Raw genomic sequence first — 21039 nt, 5'->3', positions numbered from 1 at the left:
CGAAGCGAGGTAAACAATTTGATTACGTTAAAGAAAAAAATCTTTACTCTTCTCACCGCCTCCCTGCTCACGGCTGCTTTGTCCGGCTGCGGACTGGTGGAGAAAACCCAGGAAGCCATCGACAACACCGTGCTGGCCAAGGGGGATGGAATCAAGATCACCCAGAAGGACCTGGCCACGGAGTTTGAAATGCGCTATGCCTCCATCTTCTCCTACTATGACTCCATGTACGGCAAAGAATGGCGGGAGACAGAAGACGGAAAGGCCACCATCAAGGCCTACAAGGAAGACACCCTGGACAATCTCCTCTTCACGAAGCTCATCGATCTGAAACTCACCGCCGCTGGCGAGAATGTGGAAACCGATGAAGTGAAGAAAGCCATCGACGAGGCCTTGGCCTCCGACCTGAAGTACTACGGCACCGAGGAGAAATACTTGGCAGCACTGGAAGAGCAGGGATATACCGAGGAAACCTACCGGGAAGAAGTGAAGATCAATGTGCTTCGCAACAACTTCTATGAGAAGGTAAAGGCGGAGCTGAAGCCCACAGATGCGGAAACTGAAGCTTACTATAATGAAAACAAAGCCGACTTTGACAAGCAGTATTACCGCAACTACTATCATGAAGATGATGGCGCCACCATTTACCACATCATCACCGGATCTGACGACGCTGCCCGCCTAAAGGCCCTGGAAGCGCTGGAAAAGATCAAGAGTGAGGATATGACCTTTGAGGAAGCGGCAGCCGAATACGGCACCGACGGGACCTCCACCAGCGGCGGCCTTCTGGGCGCCTATGACTATACCGGTTCCAATGGAAATCCCCAGTCCACCCTGGCCAAGGATTTCATGGAATTTGTAAAGCCTTTGAAGGAAGGTGAAGTATCCGGCGTGGTGAAGACCCAGTTCGGCTACCACATCATCATGGTGAAGGATCTCTACAAGAAGGGCGACCTCAATGTGGAAATCAAGGATGCTGCGTTCAACGGACTCTTCGACGAGAGAATTCAGACGAAGATCGACGAGTGGAAGAAAGAGTTCAACGTCAAGGAATACAAAGACAAGATTCAGTAAGATAATGTGCGGTCCTTTCCCCGAGATATTCGGGGAAGGGACCGCTTTTTCCTGTACGTTTCGAAGGGATGGAAGCCTGTGCTATAATCAAGAAAGGAGTGGACAGCCCAAGCTGTCCCATAATGAATGAGGTGGAATGATGATTCATATTGTGGGTTTAGGTCCGGGCAATGCAGAAGCCCTGACCCTGGGGGCCTGGAAGGCGCTCCATGAGTATCCGGTATATCTGCGGACTAAAGCGCATCCCACGGTGGCGCGGCTGGAGGAGGAAGGGCTGAAGTATGTGGCCTTTGACCACTACTACGAGGAGAAGGAAACCTTCGAGGAAGTCTATGGCGCCATGGCCCAAGAGGTGCTTCTCCGGGCGCAGGAAGGGGATCTGGTGTACGCCGTGCCGGGACATCCTTTGGTGGCGGAAAAGTCCGTGAGTCTTCTTCTGGAAGCCTGCACAGAAAGGGGGATACCCCATAGAATCCATCCGGCGGTGAGCTTTGTGGATACGGTGCTGGAGGAGCTTCGTCTCGATCCCATCGCCGGTGTGCGCATTGTGGATGCCCTGGACATCGACAACATCAGCCCCGACTTCACCCAGGGCATGATCATCACCCAGGTGTACTCTGCCTATGTGGCGGGGCAGGTAAAGCTCGCCCTGGGCCGCTATCTGGAGGACGAAGATGAAGTGGTGTTCATCCGGGCGGCGGGGACCCCGGAGGCCAGCATCCGAACTCTGCCCCTCTATGCTTTAGATCGGCAGAAGGACATCGACCATCTGACGTCGGTTTACCTTCCCCCCAAGCCCCAGCGCTATGACTTCTACCGCTTCATGGGCGTCATCCGAAGGCTTCGGGATAAAGACGGGGGCTGTCCCTGGGATCTGGAGCAGACCCATGAGACCCTGAAGCGCTACCTCATCGAGGAGTCCTATGAGGCTCTGGAGGCCATCGACCTGGAGGATCCGGACAAAATGGCCGAGGAATTTGGCGATGTGCTGCTCCAGGTGGCGCTGCACAGCATCATCGGAGAAGAAACCGGGGAGTTTGACATCCACGAGGTCATCCGCACCGTGACGGAAAAGATGATCTACCGTCATCCCCATGTGTTCCAGCGGGACAAGGACATGACCAGCGACGAAGTGCTGGTCCAGTGGGAAGCGCTGAAGAAGAAGGAAAAGAAGGAAGAGAGCCTGGGCGACAGCCTGAAGGAAATCTCCAAGCACTACCCCGCCCTGTCCCGGGCGGAGAAGATCCAGAAAAAGGCCCGGAAGTACGGCTTTGACTGGGACGACATCGAGGAGGTCTTCAAGAAGATCACGGAAGAAACGGAAGAGATCCGGGAGGCGATGATTTCCGGGGATGCCCGCCAGATCAGCGGCGAGCTGGGGGATCTTCTCTTTGCGGTGGTAAATCTGGCCCGTTTCCTGGACAGCGACCCGGAGCTGGTCCTCAATGAAACATCGGATAAATTCATCCGCAGAATCCTGCGCATGGAGGAACTTTTAACCGCTAAAGAGCTGAAGTTTCAGGATCTTCCCCTGGAAGAGCTCGACAAGTACTGGGAAACCGCCAAAAAAGAAGAAAAAATCTAAAATAATCCGCATAAAATAAAGGGTTTCGGGGTTTTTTATGGAATAATACCAGTAGATTCCAATATCAATCAATAACAAGGAGGAATTTATTGTGAACAAAGCCGAATTAATCACCGCCCTGGCAGAAGCTACCACCTTTACCAAGAAGGATTCCGAAGTATTCCTGAAGGCATTTCTTGACACTGTCGTGGGATCCCTGGAGAAGGGTGACAAGGTTCAATTAGTTGGATTTGGTACCTTCGAAGTTAGAGACAGAAAAGAAAGAGTCGGCAGAAACCCCAGAACGAAGGAAGAGATCAAGATTCCCGCTTCCAAGGTTCCGGTATTCAAGCCTGGTAAGGACTTCAAGACCAAGGTCAACGTCGTTCCCAAGAAGAAGACCACCAAGAAGAAAGCAAAATAGTTCAGCGAAGCTGAAAGATACAACGCAAAGCGCGGGAAGACCTGGTCTTTCCGTGCTTTCTCTTTTGGGCTATTTTCGTTGACCGGGAAAGTTTTACTTCACTTTGAAGGGACGAAAATATATAATGAATTCGATGAGTAAAAATGGAAAATTTTTATTCAGAGCAAAACGAGGTGAAACAATTGAGACTGGACAAATATCTCAAGGTATCCCGCATCATCAAACGTCGAACCGTGGCCAAGGAAGCCTGTGACGGAAAGCGTGTTTCCATCAACGGAAAGATCGCCAAGCCCGGCACGGAGGTCAAGGAAGGGGATATCATCGAAATCGCATTCAAGGACAAAATGATCAAAGCCAGAATTCTGAAGATCACTGAGCATGTCCGCAAGGACGATGCCCAGGGCATGTATGAGATTCTGGAAGGGGAAGAGGACACGGACGAGGAAGAATAAATCTGTGCTTACTCGATACCGGGAGGGACATTCATGAAAATGGGAAAACTGTTGAGAAGAATCGTTCTGTTGGCTTTTGCCGGCATCATGGCCCTGACCATTTACAATCAGGAAGTCATGATGGCCAACATCCGGAAGAATATATCCCGGCAGGAGGAAGTCCTGGCTGATGTGCGCAAGGAAAATGAAAAGCTCAAGAATCTTGTGGACAGCACCAAGACGGAAGAATATACTATAAGAAATGCCCGAACGAGGCTGGGGCTCTTAAGACCCGGCGAAGTTCCGGTCATTGATACGTCAGGGAACTGACGGGTTGCAATCACTCAAATTTTAAGGAGGATTCTTATTAACATGACCTTAGAGGTAGGAAACATTGTAGAGGGAACGGTCGTCAACATCACAAACTTTGGAGCGTTCATTGATCTGAACGGGAAAACCGGCTTAGTCCACATTTCCGAGGTAGCGGACACGTACGTCAAGGACATCAAGGAGTTTATCAAAGAAGGCGACAAGGTTAAGGTCAAGGTTTTAGGAATTGACGCCAATGGCAAAATCAGCCTCTCGATTAAGCAGGGCGTAGCCATTATCCCCAAGCGGACCACGAGACCGGCAGATGTCGAATGGAGCGGACAGGATCGCAAGAAATCCGGCGGATCCAACAGCTTCGAGGACATTATGTCCAAGTTCATGAAGGAAAGCGAAGAAATCATGTCCGATTACAAGAAGAAACAGGAAGTTCGGACAAAGAACCGCAGAAGCTAATCCTCTAGAGAATGAGTGCCAATGAGACGTTTAAAGATAATGCCTGGCTTCCAGGCATTATTTTTTCGGGAAAATGGTTGACACTTCCACACAGTTCATATATACTTAATCTTGTCGCTGAGATGAGGCGGCTGTAGATGTGGCGGAATAGCTCAGCTGGCTAGAGCATTCGGTTCATACCCGAAGGGTCGTAGGTTCAAGTCCTATTTCCGCTACCATTCCATTTTAGCTGGAGTGGCGAAACTGGCAGACGCACAGGACTTAAAATCCTGCGGTGGTGACACCGTACCGGTTCGATTCCGGTCTTCAGCACCATAGAATATCGCGGGGTGGAGCAGTTGGTAGCTCGTCGGGCTCATAACCCGAAGGTCGTAGGTTCAAGTCCTGCCCCCGCTACCATATAAGAAAGCACTATTGATGATGATCAGTAGTGCTTTCTTTTTTTATTTGGTGAAAAGCCAAACTGTGGATCTAGTAGAGACAGGAAATGAAAAAGAAGCATTATCGAGCAGCAGCAGCTAGGTTACGTAATGCGTCAATCGTCCCTTCAGCGGTACCTTTCGCCACGGCCTCCAAAGCGTCGAGGGTGAATTTTCGAAGTTCACCGAATGTTTTTCCTTCGTAGACCTCACTTTTGATCGTGGCATCATAGTAAGTAATCCCTTCCTCGATTCTAAGACGAACTAAATCCGCGGCGACTAACTCATGAATGAAACCATTAAACTCCATCTGGCTCAAGTGACACATTTCTTTTGTGATATGTTCTCTATTTAGCGAAGCTTTCATGATGTGAGTTCGAATTTTGGATGCTTCCGATGTGGCTTTTATTTTGCTTCGATCTTTATAAGGACGCCTAGAGGAATCTGGAAACAAAGTACTTTCAATATCAGCTGCTTTTATAACCCCAGGAATCAATCCTTTTTCGATCCAGTCAGCTACATATTTCGTTTTCGTTACGCCAACACGTTTTTTATATTCACACAGTGTAATCATTTTTGGAGCTCCCTTCACATCTTTCTTTAAAAAGATCATAGCAAATCGTGAGTCCAATTAAACGGTCTTCGAGGGCTTATGCAAGGGGTTCTCTTTCATGAGCTGTTGCTTAATTTCCTCCTGCATTTTCATGCCCAAGATCAAGACAGTTAATGCATTTTGAACTATTGGTCATAGAAAGTTTACGGGCAGGATTCAAAACCATGCTATGCTAGGGGCAAAGAAAGACCAAGGATTTTTTGACCAAGGGGGGGGAAAATGAATGATACCGGAAATTGCATTGAAACAGCAAGGTTATCAGCCCATTATGAGCATACGAACCGTCACCCGCATGGAAGATCTGCCGAAGCTCATTGGAGAGAAGTTTATGCGGATTGACCGCTACCTGAAAGACCTGGGCGTGGAAAACAGCGGAGCACCCTTTGTGGCCTACTACAACCTGGATATGGCGAAGCTGGATGTGGAAATCGGCTTTCCGGTGGAGGATATTCTTCCGGGGGAAGGGGAGATGTGTCCGGGAGAGCTGCCGGAAGGGCCCTGGGTGACGACCCTCTACGAGGGGCCCTATGAAGGAATGAAGGTCGCCTATGAGGCCATGATGGCCTGGATGGCGGTGAACGGCTGGGAAGTGGCCGGACCCTACTATGAGATGTATCTGAATTCACCGGATGAGGTGAAGCCGGAAAAGCTCATGACTCGGATTGAAGTGGTGGTGAAAAAAGCGGAAGAAGAGTCCCACGGGATGTTTCGCAATGACTGAGTAGGGAAAAAATCTTTTGCCGTCCCGGTGAAATAACACAAAGCTGACATAATTATCGTCTACAATGAAGCCATAAACCAGAAAAGGGATGAGAATTATGTTTAGAAACCATATGGGTTACTGGAACGACCGGGATTACTCCCGATTCTTCAATCGAGGAGATTTCTACGGTTATTCACGTTTTTGGATGCACCCTTATATGATGATCGGCATGGTCATTGTTGTCGGGCTGATTATCCTCGCCATTTATCTCCTTCTTCGCAACCGCCGAAGACATGAGATGGACTATACCCCCTCCAGCCACGAAGCCATGACGATTCTTCGCAACCGCCTGGCCAAGGGCGAAATCGATGAAGCGGAATATCAGTCCAAGATGGCGCTTCTATCGAAGCGAGGTGAGAAGAGATGATGTTCTTATGGCTGATTCCCGTTGTCTATATCATTTACCTGCTAAGTGATCCCCATCGGTCCCCTCGAGATCACCACCGTTCATCCGACGATGCCTTGGCGATCTTGAATAAACGCCTGGCGCTGGGTGAGATCGATGAAGAAGAATATGAGCGCAAGAGAAGCCTGCTTAGCTAAAGTTCAGGCAGAAATTCAGGGCGAAACGGCTTCCACCGTTTCGCCCTTTCCTTTTCCAAAAAGGAGATGTGTGTCATGGAGATTCGCGAACTGACGCCCCAGGAGCTTCCTGAGGCCTCCTCCATCATCATCGGGGGTTTCCTCCAGTTTGACCGGGAAGGGGCCTCTCCGGAAGGTTTAACCGAGTTTACGCGCATGATGGAACCCCGAAGCCTCCGAGCCATGACCGTGGATGGGTCTCTTTGCCTCTATGGTCTGTTTCCTCCAGGAGGAGGCCTTGCGGGCGTCCTGGGGGTTCGGCAGGAACGGCACATCGTGCTGCTTTTCGTCCGGGCGGAGGATCAGGGAAAAGGCTATGGGGAACGGCTGATCCATGATCTTCAGGAAAGATGCCTGGCCTCGAATCCTCAGGAGCTCACCCTCACGGTGAATGCCTCCCCCCATGCGGTGACCTACTATGCCCGTTTTGGGTTTTTGCCCTTGGGCGAGATGCTCCTCATTGGAGGATTACCCATGGTCCCCATGGCGTGGCGGGTCAAATAAAAAAACAGCCCGAAGGCTGTTAGTGCATGAGGGCTCCTGCCAGAGCAAGAGCAGCCACGGCCAGGGCGGACAAGCCCAGGCGAACGTACTGTTTGATTTTCTGATATTCCATGAGGTTTCGCTGGTTTTTGGGCACGGCGCGCATCTGGAAATAGGTCCAGAAGGTCAGTCCAGAAAGCCCCAGGGCACTGACGCTGACAATCCACAGCAGGGCTTTGATGATTTCTCTCAGTTCCATATTCGATCCTCTCCATTGTTTACGTTATCCCATGAAGTATACCATACCTGAAAAAGCATGGCAATTTCCCCTGGGCATGAAAGAAGAGCTGCGGGATCCGGATAAACCGGATTTTCCGCAGCTCTTTATTGCTGAATTTAGGCTACAGCCTTGGACTTGTTGTTCTTGCTGAGGTAGGTGGACTTCAGGAAGAGTCCGAAGCATCCCAGGGCAAAGACCAGTCCTACAGGGTAGGCGATGGAGGTGGACAGCTTGAAGCCTTCTGGGGCCATCAGGATATACGTTACACTGACAGCGGACATGAAGGTGGCAGGGATGGCCGCCATCCAGGCGTTCTTCTGGTTCTTGTAGAGGTATGCAGCACCGGCCCACAGAGCCATCATGGCCAGGGTCTGGTTGCTCCAGGAGAAGTATCTCCAAATCATCTGAACGTCCATCTGGGTGAGGATTGCACCAATTCCCAGTACAGGGATGGTAAGTCCCAGTCTCTTCTTCCAGTCCTTCTGATCCACCTGGAACCAGTCGGAGATCACAAGACGAGCGCTGCGGAATGCGGTGTCTCCAGAGGAGATGGGGCAGGCGATAACGCCGATCATGGCGATGACGGCACCCACAGGTCCCAGGAGCTTGCTGGTGATGTCATAGACCACAGGTCCCTGACCGCCCAGTTCAACGATGGCTTTCTGGAGTCCGCCGGTGGTTCCGTAGAATGCCACACCTGCGGCAGCCCAGATGAGGGCGATGACGCCTTCAGCAACCATGGCTCCGTAGAAGATCTTTCTTCCGTCTTTTTCAGACTTCATGCAGCGGGCCATGATGGGGGACTGGGTGGCGTGGAAACCGGAGATTGCTCCGCAAGCCACGGATACGAACATCATAGGCCAGATGGGGGTGTTCTTGGGATGAAGGCTGGTCAAGGTAATTTCCGGAATGGTATATCCTTCGAACAGGATTCCGCCGGCAACGCCCAGAGCCATGAAGATCAGGCTAAGGCCGAAGATGGGGTAAATCTTGCCGATGATTTTGTCGATGGGCACGAAGGTAGCCAGGAAGTAGTAGAGAAGGATGACCACCAGCCAGAAGGTCTTGTTGAGGGTGGCAGGGGTCAGCATAGCCAAGAGGGCAGCAGGACCGGTGGAGAAGGAAACGCCCACCAGAACCAGCAGAATGACGGAGAAGACACGCATAATCTGCTTCATGACCGGTCCTAGGTAGATACCCACCAGTTCTCCGATGGTGGCGCCCTTATGACGCATAGACATCATACCGGACAGGTAGTCATGAACAGCTCCTGCGAAGATGGTTCCAAAGGTGATCCACAGGAACACGACAGGTCCCCAGAGAGCTCCAGCCAGAGCGCCGAAGATCGGGCCAAGGCCGGCGATGTTCAGAAGCTGAATGAGGAAGACTCGCCAAACGGGCATGACCACATAGTCAGAACCGTCAGCCTGGGTCACAGCGGGAGTTTCTCTTTCATCGGGTCCGAAGTTCTTTTCTACGATCTTGCCGTAGACAAAGTATCCGCCGAGAAGGATGGCCAAACACACAAAAAATGATACCATGGTTTATTCCCCTTTTTTAACATATTCCTCTGTGTCTTCTCCCCCGATCTCCGCATAAGACGTATAAATCATGTCATGGGCAAGGGGAAATCGTGAAAGAATCCACACAGGTCGTCTGGGATTATGATATCATTTCTTCATTTTGTTGACTTCAATTCATGTAAACGTTGTTAGCCCTCGGGGGCGAAATGTCAAAAAATCGGGATCAAATGCTTAAAAGTTCCTTAAGCTGCTTGATCTGCTTTCGGCTCACGGGCAGAGCTTCCTTAGGATAGCCGTCCATCTTCACGCAGTAGCTGTTGTTGAACCAAGGATAGATCTCCGCCACATGGGCCAGGTTCACGAGATAGCTCTTCTGGATCCGGAAGAAACCCTTGTCGGCCAGCTTGGCTTCGAAGTGGTTCATGGTGGCATTGTCATGGTACTCCCCCGTGCGGGTATGGATGATGCACATGCGGTTTTGGGTTTCGATGAAGACAATGTCCTGAAGATCCAGCATGATGATTTTCTTGTCCATGTTCACCGGAATCTTGGCCAGGGCAGGCATGGCTTTTTCCGGACTGGACTGGCCTTTTTTTTGGGCATAGCGGTCCAGCATCTGCCCCACCTTTTCGGCGGAATAGGGCTTTAAGAGATAGGACAAAGCCCCCACTTCAAAGGCTTTCTCCGCATAGGTGTTATAGGCGGTGGCAAAGACGATTTCGGCGTTGGGGACGAGCTTTCGCACGGTGGCTGCCAGGGTGGTACCGCTGATGTCCCCCAGATTGATGTCGATGAGGAAAAGGTCGAAGGGTTCTTTGGAGAGGATCTCCAGAGCTTCTTCTCCGCTGGCGATGCCGGTGATTTCCGCCTGGGGATCCTTCTCATGGATCAGGAACTCCAGCTCGCTCCGTGCGGGTTTTTCGTCATCAATGATTGCAATTCGCATGGGTTCAACTCCTCTTTTGTATGGGGTCAGCTGACTTTGATCCGGTCAAAGATTCGCTGTCGTTCTTTTTTCAGGGGAATACGGATTTGGACAGAAGTGCCGCTGTCGGTGCACTGGATTTTCAAGCCGTGGTCTTTTCCATAGAGATAGCAAAGACGCTGATGGACATTGGAAAGTCCGATGTTCACCACCCCCAGGGTGTTTTCCTCCAGGCCCTGAAGTACTTCCTGAGGAATGCCGTGACCGTTGTCCTTGACCGTGATGGCCACTTCTCCCCCGTCTTTCTCCACCAGAATGCTCACCAGACCATGACGGCGCTTCATGGCGCCGTGGATAATGGCATTTTCCACGATGGGCTGCAGGATGAGACAGGGTACCTGACAGTCCAGCTCTTTTTCCACCTGGACATCCACGGTGAGGCGGTCCTCAAACCGGGCATTTTCCAGCTGAAGATAAGCCTCCACATAGTCCATCTCCTCATAGATGCTGACGCAGCTGTCCTGGGTTTTGATGGTGTTGCGGAAATAGGTGGCCAGGGCGATGAGGAGCTCCCGGGCCTTCTCGGGTTTTTCCCGGCAGAAGGCGCTGATGGTATTCAGGGAGTTGAAGATGAAGTGCGGATTGATCTGGGACTGGAGGACCTTGTATTCCACCTTCCGGAGGAGCTCTTTCTGATTTTCCATCTCTGCCAGTTCATACTGGGTGGAGAGAAGCTGGGCCAGCCCTTCCACAAACTCAAATTCCGAGTGGTAGGAGAACTGGTACTTGGGGGAAAGGACGATGAGACAGCCAAAGACTTCGCCCCGAATCATGAGAGGTGAGGCAATGGCCACCATGCTTCTGAGGATGCTGTGGAGGGGATCCATTTCCGGAGCTTCCTCCGCCAGACGGGTCTCCTTTTTGGCAAAGACCTCCCGGACGATGGCAGGGAGGCTTTCCACACCCCGGAGAAACACATGGCCCTTGGAGGAGAGGATCTGAGACTTATCCGTGAAGATCACCGTGCTTTCTTTGGAAAACTCATGGATGATCTTGGCGATTTGGCGGCTGCTGGCTTCGTCATAGCGCCCGTTTCGTATAATAGGAAGGCATTTCTTGGTAATCTCCAGAATCTTGCCCACTTTGTTGCCCACTTCGTAGGCCTGCTCCACAAAGATGTACTTGAAGACCCCCACAAAAAGCACCATGCCCAGGGCGTTGAAGACCACCATGGGGAGGGCGATGAGGCCCACCAGCTCCACGGCGTCGTAATAGGGCCGGGCGATGAGGAGGATGATCAGCATCTGGAGGATCTCCGCGCCGAAGGTGAGGAAGAAGATGTCATCCTCCCGATATTTGTTCCGGCGCACCCGCTGATAGAAAAGAGCGGCAATGCCCCCTTCGGTGATGGTGGACACGGTACAGGCGATGGCGGTGAAGCCGTTGATGTCGATGAGGTAGCGGTGAACGCCGGCGATGACGGCGGTGCCGATGCCCACCACGGGGCCTCCGATGAAGCCGCCGGCCATGACCCCGATGACTCGGGTATTGGCGATGGCCCCATTGACTTCAATGCCCATGTAGGTGGAGGTGATGCTGATGGCGGAGAACAAAACGATGAGCAGAAGCTGCTCCTTCACCGTATGCTTGTCCCGGACCACGAATTGCTTCACCGTGGGCACCCGCGCCAGGAGCTGGGCGATGACCATCAGAAGGCCGATATTCAAAATGATGCTTTTGATGATTTCCATGTTCATTGGCTTCAATTCCATTCTGTTTTTTTACTCAAATTATAGCACGGTAAAACCTTTTCGGGCAGAAAAAAAGGAAATTCCCATAGCTCTTGGAGCTATGGGAATGACGAAGGCCCGGGGAAGGGCTGAGGAGGAAACTTAATAGGGGCGCTGACGGTACCGCTGAATTTCTTCCGTGAGCTGGGGGAGTATGGTCAGGGCATCGCCCACGAGACCCATGTTGGCCACACTGAAAATGGGGGCATCGGGATCCTTGTTGATGGCGATGATGTAGTCGGATTTTTCCATGCCCGCCAGATGCTGAACGGCACCGGAAATTCCGCAGGCAATATAGACTCGGGGCTTGACGGTTTTTCCCGTCTGGCCCACCTGGAAGTCTTTGGCGATGCGGCCTTCATCGACAGCGGCGCGGGATCCGCCCACTTCGGCACCCAACATGTCGGCACATTCCCGGAGGATGTGGAAGTTGTCGCCCACACCCCGTCCGCCGGAGATGATGATGTCCGCCTTGGTGATGTCCACAGCCATATGGTCCCGGTGAAGGGTTTCCAGGATGCGAACGCCGTCTTTCAGTCCGTCAAGACTGACGGGCCGCTTCTCCACCTGGAAGGTGCGGGTGGTATCCCGGGCACTCATTTCCATGACGCCGGGGCGAAGGGTGGTCATCTGGGGCCGCTTGGTCTCATTGATGATGGTGCCGAAGAGGTTTCCGCCAAAGGCCGGACGGGTCACGTAGAGCAGGGAAGACTCGGGATTCTCCGGGTCAAACTCCAGTTTCGTGGCATCGGCGGTGAGGCCGGTGTCGCAGCGGGCAGCCAGACGGGGGGCCAGGTCTCGGCCCAGCACAGTGGCCGGCACCAGGAAGATGTCCGGTTTGTCCGTGAGAATCAGGTCGTTGAGGAGGGTGGTATAGATTTCTGTGGAGTATACGGCGAGATTTTCATGGCGAAGATTCAGCACTTTGTCGGCGCCAAAATGGCCCAGGGTGCTTAGCAGGCTGTCTTCGGGTTCCCCCAGGACCACAGCCACCACCTGGTAACCCAGGGAGGGGCGGGCGGCTTTCAGCCGGCCGGCTTCGCCTAAAAGTTCCAGCGTGGCATCGATGACCCTGCCGTCGCGGATCTCGGTGAAAACATAGATATCCCGATATTCATTGATGTTCATCTCATGCACCTACTTTCCGATATAGTTGTTGTCGAGGAGGGTTTCAAAGATTTTCCGCGCAGCTTCCTTGGGTTCAAGGACCAGGACGTCGCAGTTTTTGTGGACTTCCTTGGTGAAGGTTTTCTTCACCTTGGTGGGGGAACCCTTGAGGCCAATGTTGGAAGGATCGATGACCAGATCCTCAAAGGTGATGAGACGGATGTCCCGGCCAAAAGCTTCGTGGATCTTGCCCACATGCATATACCGGGGAGCAGCGGCGGAGCTTAAGGTGGTGATGAGACAGGGAAGATCCGCCTCGATGATTTCATAGGTGGTTTCCAGGCTCTTTTTCACCTGAATGGTGCGATCCGTCACCTGGAGGATTTCCTCCACATAGGTGATCTGGGGAAGACCCAGTTTTTCTGCCGTCTGGGGACCTACCTGGGCGGTATCTCCGTCGATGGCCTGTCTTCCGGCGATGATGAGGTCATAGGGCAGCATGGAGAGGGCCGCACTTAGGGTGTTGGAGGTGGCCCAAGTATCAGCGCCTCCGAATTTCCCGTCGGAGATGAGGACGCATTCGTCAGCTCCCCGGGCGTAGAGCTCCCGCAGCATGGATTCCGCCTGGGGAGGTCCCATGGTGACGCAGGTGACCTTGGCCCCTTTTTCGTCCTTCAGCCGAAGGGCCAGTTCGAGGCCGGCCAGATCATCGGGGTTGGTGATGGTGGGAACGCCGGTACGAATGAGGGTTCCCCGCTCTTTATCGATCTTCATTTCCGTGGTGTCCGGAACCTGTTTCAATAATACGATGATATTCATGTTCTGCTCCTTTACTTCAAGAGGGAACCGGCGATGACCATCTTCTGGACTTCCGAGGTTCCTTCATAGATTTCCGTGATCTTGGCATCCCGATACATACGCTCCACCGGGTATTCCTGGGTGTAGCCGTAGCCGCCCAGAAGCTGGATGGACTCCCGGGTGCTCTCCATGGCGATTTCCGAGGCATAAAGTTTGGCCATGGCGGCTTCCGTGGTGTAGGAGGCTCCGCTGTCCTTGAGGCAGGCTGCCCGATAGGTGAGAAGACGGGCGGCATCGATCTTGGTTTGGAGCTCGGCCATCTTGAACTGGCTGTTCTGGAAGCTGGAGATGGAGCGGCCGAACTGTTTGCGTTCCTTGGTGTATTTCACGGCTTCATCCAGAGCGCCCTGGGCGATGCCCAGCGCCTGGGCAGCAATGCCGATGCGTCCTCCGTCCAGGGTGTGCATGGCGATTTTAAAGCCTTTGCCTTCCTGGCCCAGAAGGTTTTCTTCGGGGAGAAGCACATCTTTGAAAATAAGTTCTGTGGTGGAACTGCCCTTAATGCCCAGCTTGTGTTCGGTTTTGCCGATGGTGAAGCCCGGCGTATCCTTTTCCAGGATGAAGGCAGAGATGCCGCGGGTTCCCTTGGCCTTGTCCGTCATGGCAAAGATGATGAAGGTATCGGCATAGCCGCCGTTGGTGATGAAGATCTTGGAGCCGTTGATGCGGTAATGGTTTCCTTCCTTCACCGCCACGGTCTGCTGCATGGCGGAATCGGATCCGGCATTGGGCTCCGTGAGGCCGAAGGCACCCAGCTTCTCTCCCTTGGCCAGGGGGACGAGGTATTTGGCCTTCTGTTCCGGGGTGCCGAAGCTGTAGAGGGGGCCGCAGGCCAGGGAAGTATGGGCGGACAGGATGACGCCGGTGGTTCCGCAGTATTTGGAGAGCTCCTCCACGGCCATGATGTAGGTGAGGGTGTCTCCGCCTGAACCACCCAGGTCATGGGGGAGAGGAATACCCATCATGCCGATGGCGGCCATTTTGGCCACAGTTTCCACGGGGAACCGCTCCATTTCATCGATTTCTGCCGCCAGGGGCTGAACCTCCTTTTTGGCAAATTCTTTAAAGAGTTTCAGGGATAAAGCCTGTTCCGGTTTCAAATTAAAGTTCATCATGTCCTCCTAGCGTGGCGGCATAACGGTGGCCAGACCTTTGACCACGACTTCGCCGCTTTCGTTGTATGCGATTGTCTCGAGTTTGACAATGTTCTTTTCCAGATTAATCTCCGTCACGGTGACCACCGCCTTGATCGTGTCCTGGACACGGACGGGCTTCGTGAACTTCAGTTCCTGACCCAGATAGATGGTTCCCGGACCGGGAAGCAGCGTCCCCAGCACCGTGGAAAAGTAAGAAGCCGTGAGCATGCCGTGGACGATTCTGCCCTTGAACATGGTGTCACGGGCGTATTTCTCATTGAAATGGGCGGGGTTGAGATCACCGGATACTCCGCCGAACATGACGACATCGGCTTCGGTGACGGTTCTCTCATAGAACTCGGAATCTCCGATCTGGATCTGGGAAATGGTTTTTCCTTTCATAATACCCTCCTGATAGTGTTGATGCAGTGCAGAAAAAGAAAAGAAACGCAAATGTGATGCAACTTTCATGTTTTAAATTCATTATAATTCATGAACGGGAAAAAACAAGAGGTAAACGATTAATTTTGATATATTTTTAACGCAAAAAGAACATGAAACCGTCTTCTTCATTATAATGCGGAAAGAGATTTTTGTGCGGCAGGTGGGGATATTTCTGTGATCCCGAAAAGGCTTGCGGCATTTCGACCAGGGGAGAAGAAAAGGCCTAAAATATCGGAACTTCGACGACTAGAATCTCCGGATATCCCCAGGGAGAAATTTGTCGGCCAGGAGGCAAATCGGGATATTTTTAGGCATGAATGAGGGGAAAAGGCAAAAAAATCCATGGAGTGAACGCCTGGGAGGAAAGAGCCTGATTTTCTCGTTTTTCTCAATACTTTGATAATAAATGTCAATCAGCGGTATCGATTTCGAGAAAATGTTCCAAAAAAACACGAAAATAGAAAAATGTAATGGGTTTATCCGGGAATATTGACATTGCAAACCTTATCATATATTCTAAACATGAAGACTGAATCATATTTCATATCGCCGACTTTGACGGTACATGTTTAGGGGTGAATGTGGAGTCAAACTCAACGATACCGAAAAAAACGTCGAATCGAAAAAATGGAGGTAGAGAAATGAGATTAGAAAATAAGGTGGCCGTGGTCACCGGTGGAGCAAGAGGACTGGGACAGGCCATGGCGGAACTTTTCGCCAGCGAAGGAGCCCTGGTTGTGGCCGCGGACATGGGCGACCTCGCCTATGAAAATCCAAGGGTGGAAGGCTATAAGCTCAATGTGGCCGATGCCGATGCCTGCAAGACTTTTGCGGATTATGTGCTGGAAAAGTACGGCAAAGTCGATATTCTCGTGAATAACGCCGGAATCACCCGGGACGGGCTCACCCGTAAAATGACCGATGACATGTGGAATCTGGTCATCGATGTGAATCTGAAGGGCGTATTCAACCTGACCCGTCATATCGGACCGGCCATGCAGACCGCAGGTTCCGGATCCATCATCAATATTTCCTCTGTGGTGGGCGAATACGGAAACATCGGCCAGGCCAACTATGCGGCCACCAAAGCCGGCGTCATCGGACTCACCAAGACCTGGGCCAAGGAGTTCGCCATGAAGGGAGCTCAGGTTCGCGTCAATGCCATTTCCCCCGGATACACCATGACGGACATTCTGAAGACGGTTCCCCAGGAACTCCTGGATAAATTCGCCGCCCAGACCATGCTCGGAAGATTGGGTCAGCCGGAAGAAATCGCCAAGGCTGCACTGTTCCTGGCATCGGATGATGCCTCCTACGTCACTGGACACAATCTTTCCGTTAACGGTGGAATGAGACTTTAAGGAGGAACTGAAATGACGAACGTCGGAATCGTAGGAACCGGGATCTACATTCCCGAGACCTATATGACGGGAAAAGAAATTTCGGAAAAAACCCAAGGGGTTTGGTCGGAAGAAGCCGTCGTAGAGAAACTGGGTATCCGGATGAAACCCATCCCCGGAGATCAGGACGGTACCCAGGAAATGGGCGCTTTAGCCGCCCTGGATGCCCTGAAAAATACAGGCATCGACCCTTTGGACATCGATGTGATCCTCTGCGTGGGGGAAGAATGGAAGGAATATCCCTTAACCACCTCCGCCCTCTACATTCAGGACCGTATCGGCGCAAAGAACGCCTGGGGAATCGACTTGGCCAACCGGTGCTGCACCACAGTGTCCACCATGAAAATCGCCAAGGATATGCTCATGGCCGATGACAGCATCAATACCATCCTCATCGCCGGCGGATACCGCAATGGAGACTTCGTGGACTATACGGACAAGAACATGTCCATGATGTTTAACCTGGGCGCTGGCGGCGGAGCGATTATCCTCAAAAAGAACTATAATAAGAACCTTCTTCTGGGTTCCCATGTCATCGCTGACGGCTCTTTAGCCCGGACAGCGGGCGTGGAAATCGGCGGCATCTGCAACCCGGTGACCCCCGACAATGTGGAAGAAGCGTTCAAGAGCCTGCGGCTCATGGATGCCAAGAAGATGAAGGACCGACTTAATGAGGTATCCATGTCCAACTGGTACAAATGCATTGACGAGTCCCTCCGCAAAGCCAACCTGACACGCTCTGACATCGACTACCTGGCCATACTTCATATGAAGCGTTCCGGTCATCTGGCCATGCTGGAGGAGCTGGGACTTCGCGAAGATCAGGCCATTTATCTCGAAGACTACGGTCATATCGGACAGATCGACCAGATCCTCTCTCTGCACCTGGCACTCCAGGAAGGCAAAGTGAAGGATGGATCCGTGGTAGCCATGGTGGCTGCAGGGATCGGGTATGTCTGGGCCGCCAATGTTATTAAATGGGGTGAGAATTAGTTGAGTACCTTTTTGCAGATCATTCTGAGGAGTCTTGAGACCGGCAGTATCTACGCCTTGGCCGCCCTGGGCATCATCATCATCTACCGCACGTCCAATACCACCAACTTTGCCCAAGGTGCCGTGGCTATGTTCAATACCTTCGTCGTGACCTATCTTTTCAACCGATTCGGACTGCCCCTGTGGGTCGCGGTCATGGGCGGAATTTTCAGTGCCATCGTCACGGGATTCCTCATCGACGTGATGATTCTGCGGCACACGAAGAAAGTCTCCCCGGTGGCGAAGCAGATTATCACGTTAGGCCTCATCATGATTGTGGTGGGCATGGCGCCCATCTTCTTCGGTGTGGATCCGCTAAGGTTGCCCCGACTGATTGAAAGTGGAGACCTCAATCTCCTGGGAGCCTCCATCTCCTACAACGGGCTGTTCAACATTGCCCTGGGATTAGCCATCATGATGCTGCTCTTCTATGTGCTGCAGAAGACCAAATGGGGCCTGGCGGTGCGAACCACAGCTTCCAATGAATATGTGGCCCGACTCATGGGCGTGCCCACCAAGAATGTCACCATGGCCGCCTGGGGCGTAGCCGGTATCTTGGGTGTCATCGCCGGTGTCATGACCGCTCCCATGACCTCCGTGACCCTGAACCTCATGGACGAGGTCCAGATCACCGCCCTGGTGGCCTGTGTCCTGGGCGGATTCCAGACCTTCCACGGTCCGGTCATCGGTGCCTACATCATGGGCATTATGCGAAATCTTCTTCTCTTCTACGGGTCCTCCGTTTGGGGCGGCCAGATCTTGTACATTCTCATTTTGATCTTCATTGTCTTCAGACCCTACGGGCTGATCGGCAAGAAGGTGGTAAAGAAGGTGTGATGATGAAAGCAGTGACGACATATTTTAAAAAACATCCCTGGATCGGCTTTGTCATCTTTGGCATCGTCCTGGCCCTGGTTCCGCAGTTTGCAGAATGGGGACTCTTTAAACAAGGTTACATCACCACCATCGGCGGCACGCTCATTTATGCCATCGCCGCCCTGGGACTGAATATTCTTCTGGGGTATTCGGGCTTGATCTCCCTCGGTACTGCCGGGTTCATGGGACTGGCCACCTATATCTCTGCTTATCTTACTGCGGATCTGAAGCTGCCCTTTGAAGTGGCCCTGATCCTCGCCGTTCTCATCCCCACCCTCATCGGGGTGCTGGTGGGACTGGTATCCCTCAAGATTGAGGGACTGTACCTGGCCATCGCCACCCTGGCGGTGTCCGAAGTTCTAAGAAAAACCTTTGAGGAGTTGGACCAGTTCACCAATGGATTCAGTGGAAAATCGGCCAGCTACCCGGTGCTTCTCGGAAGATTCCAGCTGGATAAAACCTCCACCTACTACCTCATCGTGGTGGTCCTGGTGATCATCATGATCATCACGGCGAACCTCATGAACGGAAAACTTGGACGAGCCCTCAACGCCATGCGCGGCAGCGAAGCCGCCGCCCAGGCCATGGGTGTGAATCTCCTCACCCACCGGCTCATTGCCTTTGCCCTGGCTACCATGTTTGCCAGCATCGCCGGTGTGCTCTATGTCCACTTCATCAAGTTCTCCTACCCCTCCACCTGGATTCTGAAGCTGTCCCTGGACTTCCTGGCCATGATTGTCATCGGCGGCCTGCGGTCCATCTACGGCACCGTCCTCGGCGCATTCATCGTCTTTGCGCTGCCGGACATTTTCCTGAAGCGGATCCCCTATTTTGAAAACCTGTCCTATGTGCTGAACGGCCTCTTGATCATCCTGGTGATCATCTTCTATCCCAACGGCCTCATCAGCATCGGCTATGACATTAAACGGCTTTTCGCCAAGCTGAAGATCGGAAAAGCAAAGAAGGGAGGGGAGACCCATGAGCTCGAAGCATAATATGGCTGAAAACCTAGCCCTTCAGGTGGAGAATCTCTCCATCGCCTTCGGCGGCCTCAAGGCCGTGGATAATCTGACCTTTGACATCAAGAAAAAGGAAATCTTTGGACTCATCGGCCCCAACGGTGCCGGAAAGACCACGGTGTTCAACTGCATTACCCAGTTCTACAAACCGGATCAGGGCACGCTGCTCTTCCGCGGTCACGGAGATGAGGTCACAGACCTCACCACCCGCCCCGTCCATGACATTATCCGTCACGGGCTGGTCCGCACCTTCCAGAACGTGGAACTCATCCGGGAGCTGAGCATCATTGACAATGTGCTCATCGGCGGACACATCGACTATAAAACCCATACGCTGAGTCAGGCCCTCCAGCTGCCCAAAGCCCGGGCGGAAGAAAAACGCTATCGGGCCGAAGCGGAGAAAATCCTGGAAAACCTGGGAATCCTCGACCGCAAGGACATGCTGGCCGGCGGTCAGCCCTACGGCATCCTGAAAAAGGTGGAGATGGCCCGAACCCTCATGGCCCGGCCAAAACTCATCATCCTGGATGAACCGGCGGCAGGACTGAACGACAGCGAAACCCTGGAACTGGCGAAGATGATCCGGAAGATCCGCGACACCTTTGACTGCGCCATCCTCCTGGTGGAGCATGATATGCGCCTCGTCATGGATATCTGTGACCGCATCTGCGCCATCAACTTCGGAAAGCTTCTGACCATCGGTACGCCGAAAGAAATCCAGCAGAATAAAGCCGTTCAGACGGCATACCTGGGGGTGGACTAAGATGAGTGAGAAGAAAATTGCTCTGGAAATCAAGGGACTCAAGGTGAACTACGGCGCCATCCAAGCGCTGAAGGGCATCGATCTGAAAGTATACGAGGGAGATGTGGTGGCCATTTTAGGGGCCAATGGCGCTGGAAAAACCACCACCTTGAAAAAAATCTCCGGCATCATTGACGGAACCGAAGGTTCCATTCAATTCTACGGCCGGGAGATCATCGGCGAAGAGCCGGAAAAGATCGCCAAAATGGGGATTTCCATGTCTCCAGAAGGGCGGGCAGTATTCCGGGACCTGACGGTGGAAGAGAACCTCAAAGCTGGCGCTTTTACCCAGAAGGACAAAAAGAAGATCGCCGAAACCTTTGAACGGGTTTATCGCTACTTCCCGGTTCTCCGGGAACGCAAAAACCAGGTGGCGTCCACCCTTTCCGGCGGCGAGCAGCAGATGCTGGCCATTGGCAGAGCCCTCATGAGCCATCCGAAGGTCCTCCTGCTGGATGAGCCCTCCCTGGGTCTGGCTCCCCTCATCGTTCAGGACATCATGAAGATCGTGAAGGAAATCAAGAACGAAGGGACCACCGTCATCATCGTGGAGCAGAATGCCGCACAGACGCTGAAGATCGCCGACTACGGCTATGTCATCGAACTGGGCAACATCAGCACCCACGGAAAAGCTGAAGTGCTGGCCAACGACCCCAAGCTAGTCGAAGCCTACCTCGGCAAGCATTAATTCATATTCCTTGCCCCGAAAGG

General features: G+C 52.6%; 25 protein-coding genes and 3 tRNA genes. 19 read left to right on the top strand and 9 right to left on the bottom strand.

Annotation, left to right across the window (positions count from 1 at the left end; translation table 11 throughout):
• The first annotated feature begins 18 nt into the window (after positions 1-18).
• From KCG48_RS08650 to KCG48_RS08610, 9 genes are all read left to right on the top strand, one after another.
• Entirely contained in the window at positions 19-1074 is a 1056-nt protein-coding gene (locus tag KCG48_RS08650) for a peptidylprolyl isomerase (RefSeq protein WP_211801327.1), read from the top strand.
• A gap of 136 nt (positions 1075-1210) precedes the next feature.
• The gene (gene yabN, locus KCG48_RS08645; RefSeq protein WP_230977066.1) at positions 1211-2659 is read left to right on the top strand and encodes a bifunctional methyltransferase/pyrophosphohydrolase YabN; all 1449 of its coding nucleotides are present in this window, start codon (positions 1211-1213) and stop codon (positions 2657-2659) included.
• Between the two features lie 91 nt (positions 2660-2750).
• A complete protein-coding gene (locus KCG48_RS08640) occupies positions 2751-3062 on the top strand; it encodes an HU family DNA-binding protein (RefSeq protein WP_211801325.1) in 312 nt (103 codons plus the stop codon).
• A 182-nt stretch (positions 3063-3244) separates the two neighbouring features.
• On the top strand, positions 3245-3514 hold the full coding sequence (locus KCG48_RS08635; RefSeq protein WP_211801323.1) for an RNA-binding S4 domain-containing protein: 270 nt from the start codon (positions 3245-3247) through the stop codon (positions 3512-3514).
• 33 nt (positions 3515-3547) lie between these two features.
• Entirely contained in the window at positions 3548-3823 is a 276-nt protein-coding gene (locus KCG48_RS08630; protein ID WP_211801321.1) for an FtsB family cell division protein, read from the top strand.
• Between the two features lie 42 nt (positions 3824-3865).
• Positions 3866-4276, top strand: coding sequence for a S1 domain-containing RNA-binding protein (locus tag KCG48_RS08625; protein ID WP_211801319.1), 411 nt, complete (start codon positions 3866-3868; stop codon positions 4274-4276).
• A 141-nt stretch (positions 4277-4417) separates the two neighbouring features.
• Positions 4418-4494 (top strand) — tRNA-Met (locus KCG48_RS08620).
• A gap of 10 nt (positions 4495-4504) precedes the next feature.
• Positions 4505-4591, top strand: a tRNA-Leu gene (locus tag KCG48_RS08615).
• Positions 4592-4599: 8 nt separating this feature from the next.
• Positions 4600-4675, top strand: a tRNA-Met gene (locus tag KCG48_RS08610).
• Positions 4676-4777: 102 nt separating this feature from the next.
• Here KCG48_RS08610 and KCG48_RS08605 read toward each other — a convergent pair.
• Complete coding sequence (locus tag KCG48_RS08605) at positions 4778-5308, bottom strand: hypothetical protein (protein WP_211801318.1); 531 nt, start codon at positions 5306-5308, stop codon at positions 4778-4780.
• A gap of 223 nt (positions 5309-5531) precedes the next feature.
• On the opposite strand from KCG48_RS08605, the gene KCG48_RS08600 reads away from it, so the two are divergent.
• The 4 genes from KCG48_RS08600 to KCG48_RS08585 all read left to right on the top strand — a co-directional run bounded on the left by KCG48_RS08600 (position 5532) and on the right by KCG48_RS08585 (position 7157).
• On the top strand, positions 5532-6029 hold the full coding sequence (locus tag KCG48_RS08600) for a GyrI-like domain-containing protein (protein ID WP_269142435.1): 498 nt from the start codon (positions 5532-5534) through the stop codon (positions 6027-6029).
• 97 nt (positions 6030-6126) lie between these two features.
• Positions 6127-6438 carry an SHOCT domain-containing protein gene (locus KCG48_RS08595; RefSeq protein ID WP_211801316.1) on the top strand — a complete coding sequence of 104 codons (312 nt, stop codon included), beginning with the start codon at positions 6127-6129 and terminating at the stop codon, positions 6436-6438.
• Complete coding sequence (locus KCG48_RS15085; RefSeq protein ID WP_211801315.1) at positions 6435-6614, top strand: SHOCT domain-containing protein; 180 nt, start codon at positions 6435-6437, stop codon at positions 6612-6614. Before KCG48_RS08595 ends, KCG48_RS15085 begins: the two co-directional genes overlap by 4 nt.
• Before the next feature lie 75 nt (positions 6615-6689).
• On the top strand, positions 6690-7157 hold the full coding sequence (locus tag KCG48_RS08585) for a GNAT family N-acetyltransferase (protein WP_211801314.1): 468 nt from the start codon (positions 6690-6692) through the stop codon (positions 7155-7157).
• Positions 7158-7176: 19 nt separating this feature from the next.
• Here KCG48_RS08585 and KCG48_RS08580 read toward each other — a convergent pair whose 3' ends face one another.
• The 8 genes from KCG48_RS08580 to KCG48_RS08545 form a co-directional block, all read right to left on the bottom strand.
• Positions 7177-7395 (bottom strand): hypothetical protein, encoded by a 219-nt coding sequence (locus KCG48_RS08580; RefSeq protein WP_211801313.1) that lies wholly within the window; start codon positions 7393-7395, stop codon positions 7177-7179.
• A 137-nt stretch (positions 7396-7532) separates the two neighbouring features.
• The gene (locus KCG48_RS08575; protein WP_211801312.1) at positions 7533-8957 is read right to left on the bottom strand and encodes a carbon starvation CstA family protein; all 1425 of its coding nucleotides are present in this window, start codon (positions 8955-8957) and stop codon (positions 7533-7535) included.
• 205 nt (positions 8958-9162) lie between these two features.
• Entirely contained in the window at positions 9163-9885 is a 723-nt protein-coding gene (locus tag KCG48_RS08570) for a LytR/AlgR family response regulator transcription factor (RefSeq protein ID WP_211801309.1), read from the bottom strand.
• A 26-nt stretch (positions 9886-9911) separates the two neighbouring features.
• Positions 9912-11615 (bottom strand): LytS/YhcK type 5TM receptor domain-containing protein, encoded by a 1704-nt coding sequence (locus tag KCG48_RS08565; RefSeq protein WP_211801307.1) that lies wholly within the window; start codon positions 11613-11615, stop codon positions 9912-9914.
• A 141-nt stretch (positions 11616-11756) separates the two neighbouring features.
• Positions 11757-12782 carry an electron transfer flavoprotein subunit alpha/FixB family protein gene (locus KCG48_RS08560; RefSeq protein ID WP_211801305.1) on the bottom strand — a complete coding sequence of 342 codons (1026 nt, stop codon included), beginning with the start codon at positions 12780-12782 and terminating at the stop codon, positions 11757-11759.
• Positions 12783-12791: 9 nt separating this feature from the next.
• Positions 12792-13580 carry an electron transfer flavoprotein subunit beta/FixA family protein gene (locus KCG48_RS08555; RefSeq protein WP_211801304.1) on the bottom strand — a complete coding sequence of 263 codons (789 nt, stop codon included), beginning with the start codon at positions 13578-13580 and terminating at the stop codon, positions 12792-12794.
• A gap of 11 nt (positions 13581-13591) precedes the next feature.
• Positions 13592-14731: an acyl-CoA dehydrogenase gene (locus KCG48_RS08550; protein ID WP_211801303.1), complete on the bottom strand. Its 1140-nt coding sequence runs from the start codon at positions 14729-14731 to the stop codon at positions 13592-13594.
• 9 nt (positions 14732-14740) lie between these two features.
• On the bottom strand, positions 14741-15157 hold the full coding sequence (locus KCG48_RS08545) for a MaoC family dehydratase (RefSeq protein ID WP_211801302.1): 417 nt from the start codon (positions 15155-15157) through the stop codon (positions 14741-14743).
• Positions 15158-15840: 683 nt separating this feature from the next.
• Between KCG48_RS08545 and fabG the strand changes: the two genes are divergently transcribed.
• Genes fabG through KCG48_RS08515 form a run of 6 tightly spaced genes read left to right on the top strand, consistent with a single transcriptional unit; the run spans position 15841 to position 21016 of the window.
• Positions 15841-16560: a 3-oxoacyl-ACP reductase FabG gene (fabG, locus tag KCG48_RS08540; protein ID WP_211801301.1), complete on the top strand. Its 720-nt coding sequence runs from the start codon at positions 15841-15843 to the stop codon at positions 16558-16560.
• 12 nt (positions 16561-16572) lie between these two features.
• Entirely contained in the window at positions 16573-17592 is a 1020-nt protein-coding gene (locus KCG48_RS08535) for a 3-oxoacyl-ACP synthase (protein WP_211801300.1), read from the top strand.
• Positions 17593-18468, top strand: coding sequence for a branched-chain amino acid ABC transporter permease (locus tag KCG48_RS08530; RefSeq protein ID WP_211801298.1), 876 nt, complete (start codon positions 17593-17595; stop codon positions 18466-18468). It abuts the gene before it with no gap.
• Complete coding sequence (locus tag KCG48_RS08525; RefSeq protein ID WP_211801297.1) at positions 18468-19502, top strand: branched-chain amino acid ABC transporter permease; 1035 nt, start codon at positions 18468-18470, stop codon at positions 19500-19502. The genes KCG48_RS08530 and KCG48_RS08525 overlap by 1 nt, the downstream gene beginning before the upstream one ends.
• Positions 19486-20289 carry an ABC transporter ATP-binding protein gene (locus KCG48_RS08520; protein WP_230977065.1) on the top strand — a complete coding sequence of 268 codons (804 nt, stop codon included), beginning with the start codon at positions 19486-19488 and terminating at the stop codon, positions 20287-20289. The genes KCG48_RS08525 and KCG48_RS08520 overlap by 17 nt, the downstream gene beginning before the upstream one ends.
• Before the next feature lies 1 nt (position 20290).
• A complete protein-coding gene (locus tag KCG48_RS08515) occupies positions 20291-21016 on the top strand; it encodes an ABC transporter ATP-binding protein (RefSeq protein WP_211801295.1) in 726 nt (241 codons plus the stop codon).
• The last annotated feature ends 23 nt before the right edge of the window (positions 21017-21039 follow it).

It is taken from the genome of Proteiniclasticum sediminis, from assembly GCF_018128025.1.
GTDB lineage: Bacteria > Bacillota > Clostridia > Clostridiales > Clostridiaceae > Proteiniclasticum > Proteiniclasticum sediminis.
Note: the sequence above shows the minus strand (reverse complement) of the source record. Positions and strands in the feature narration are given on the sequence as shown.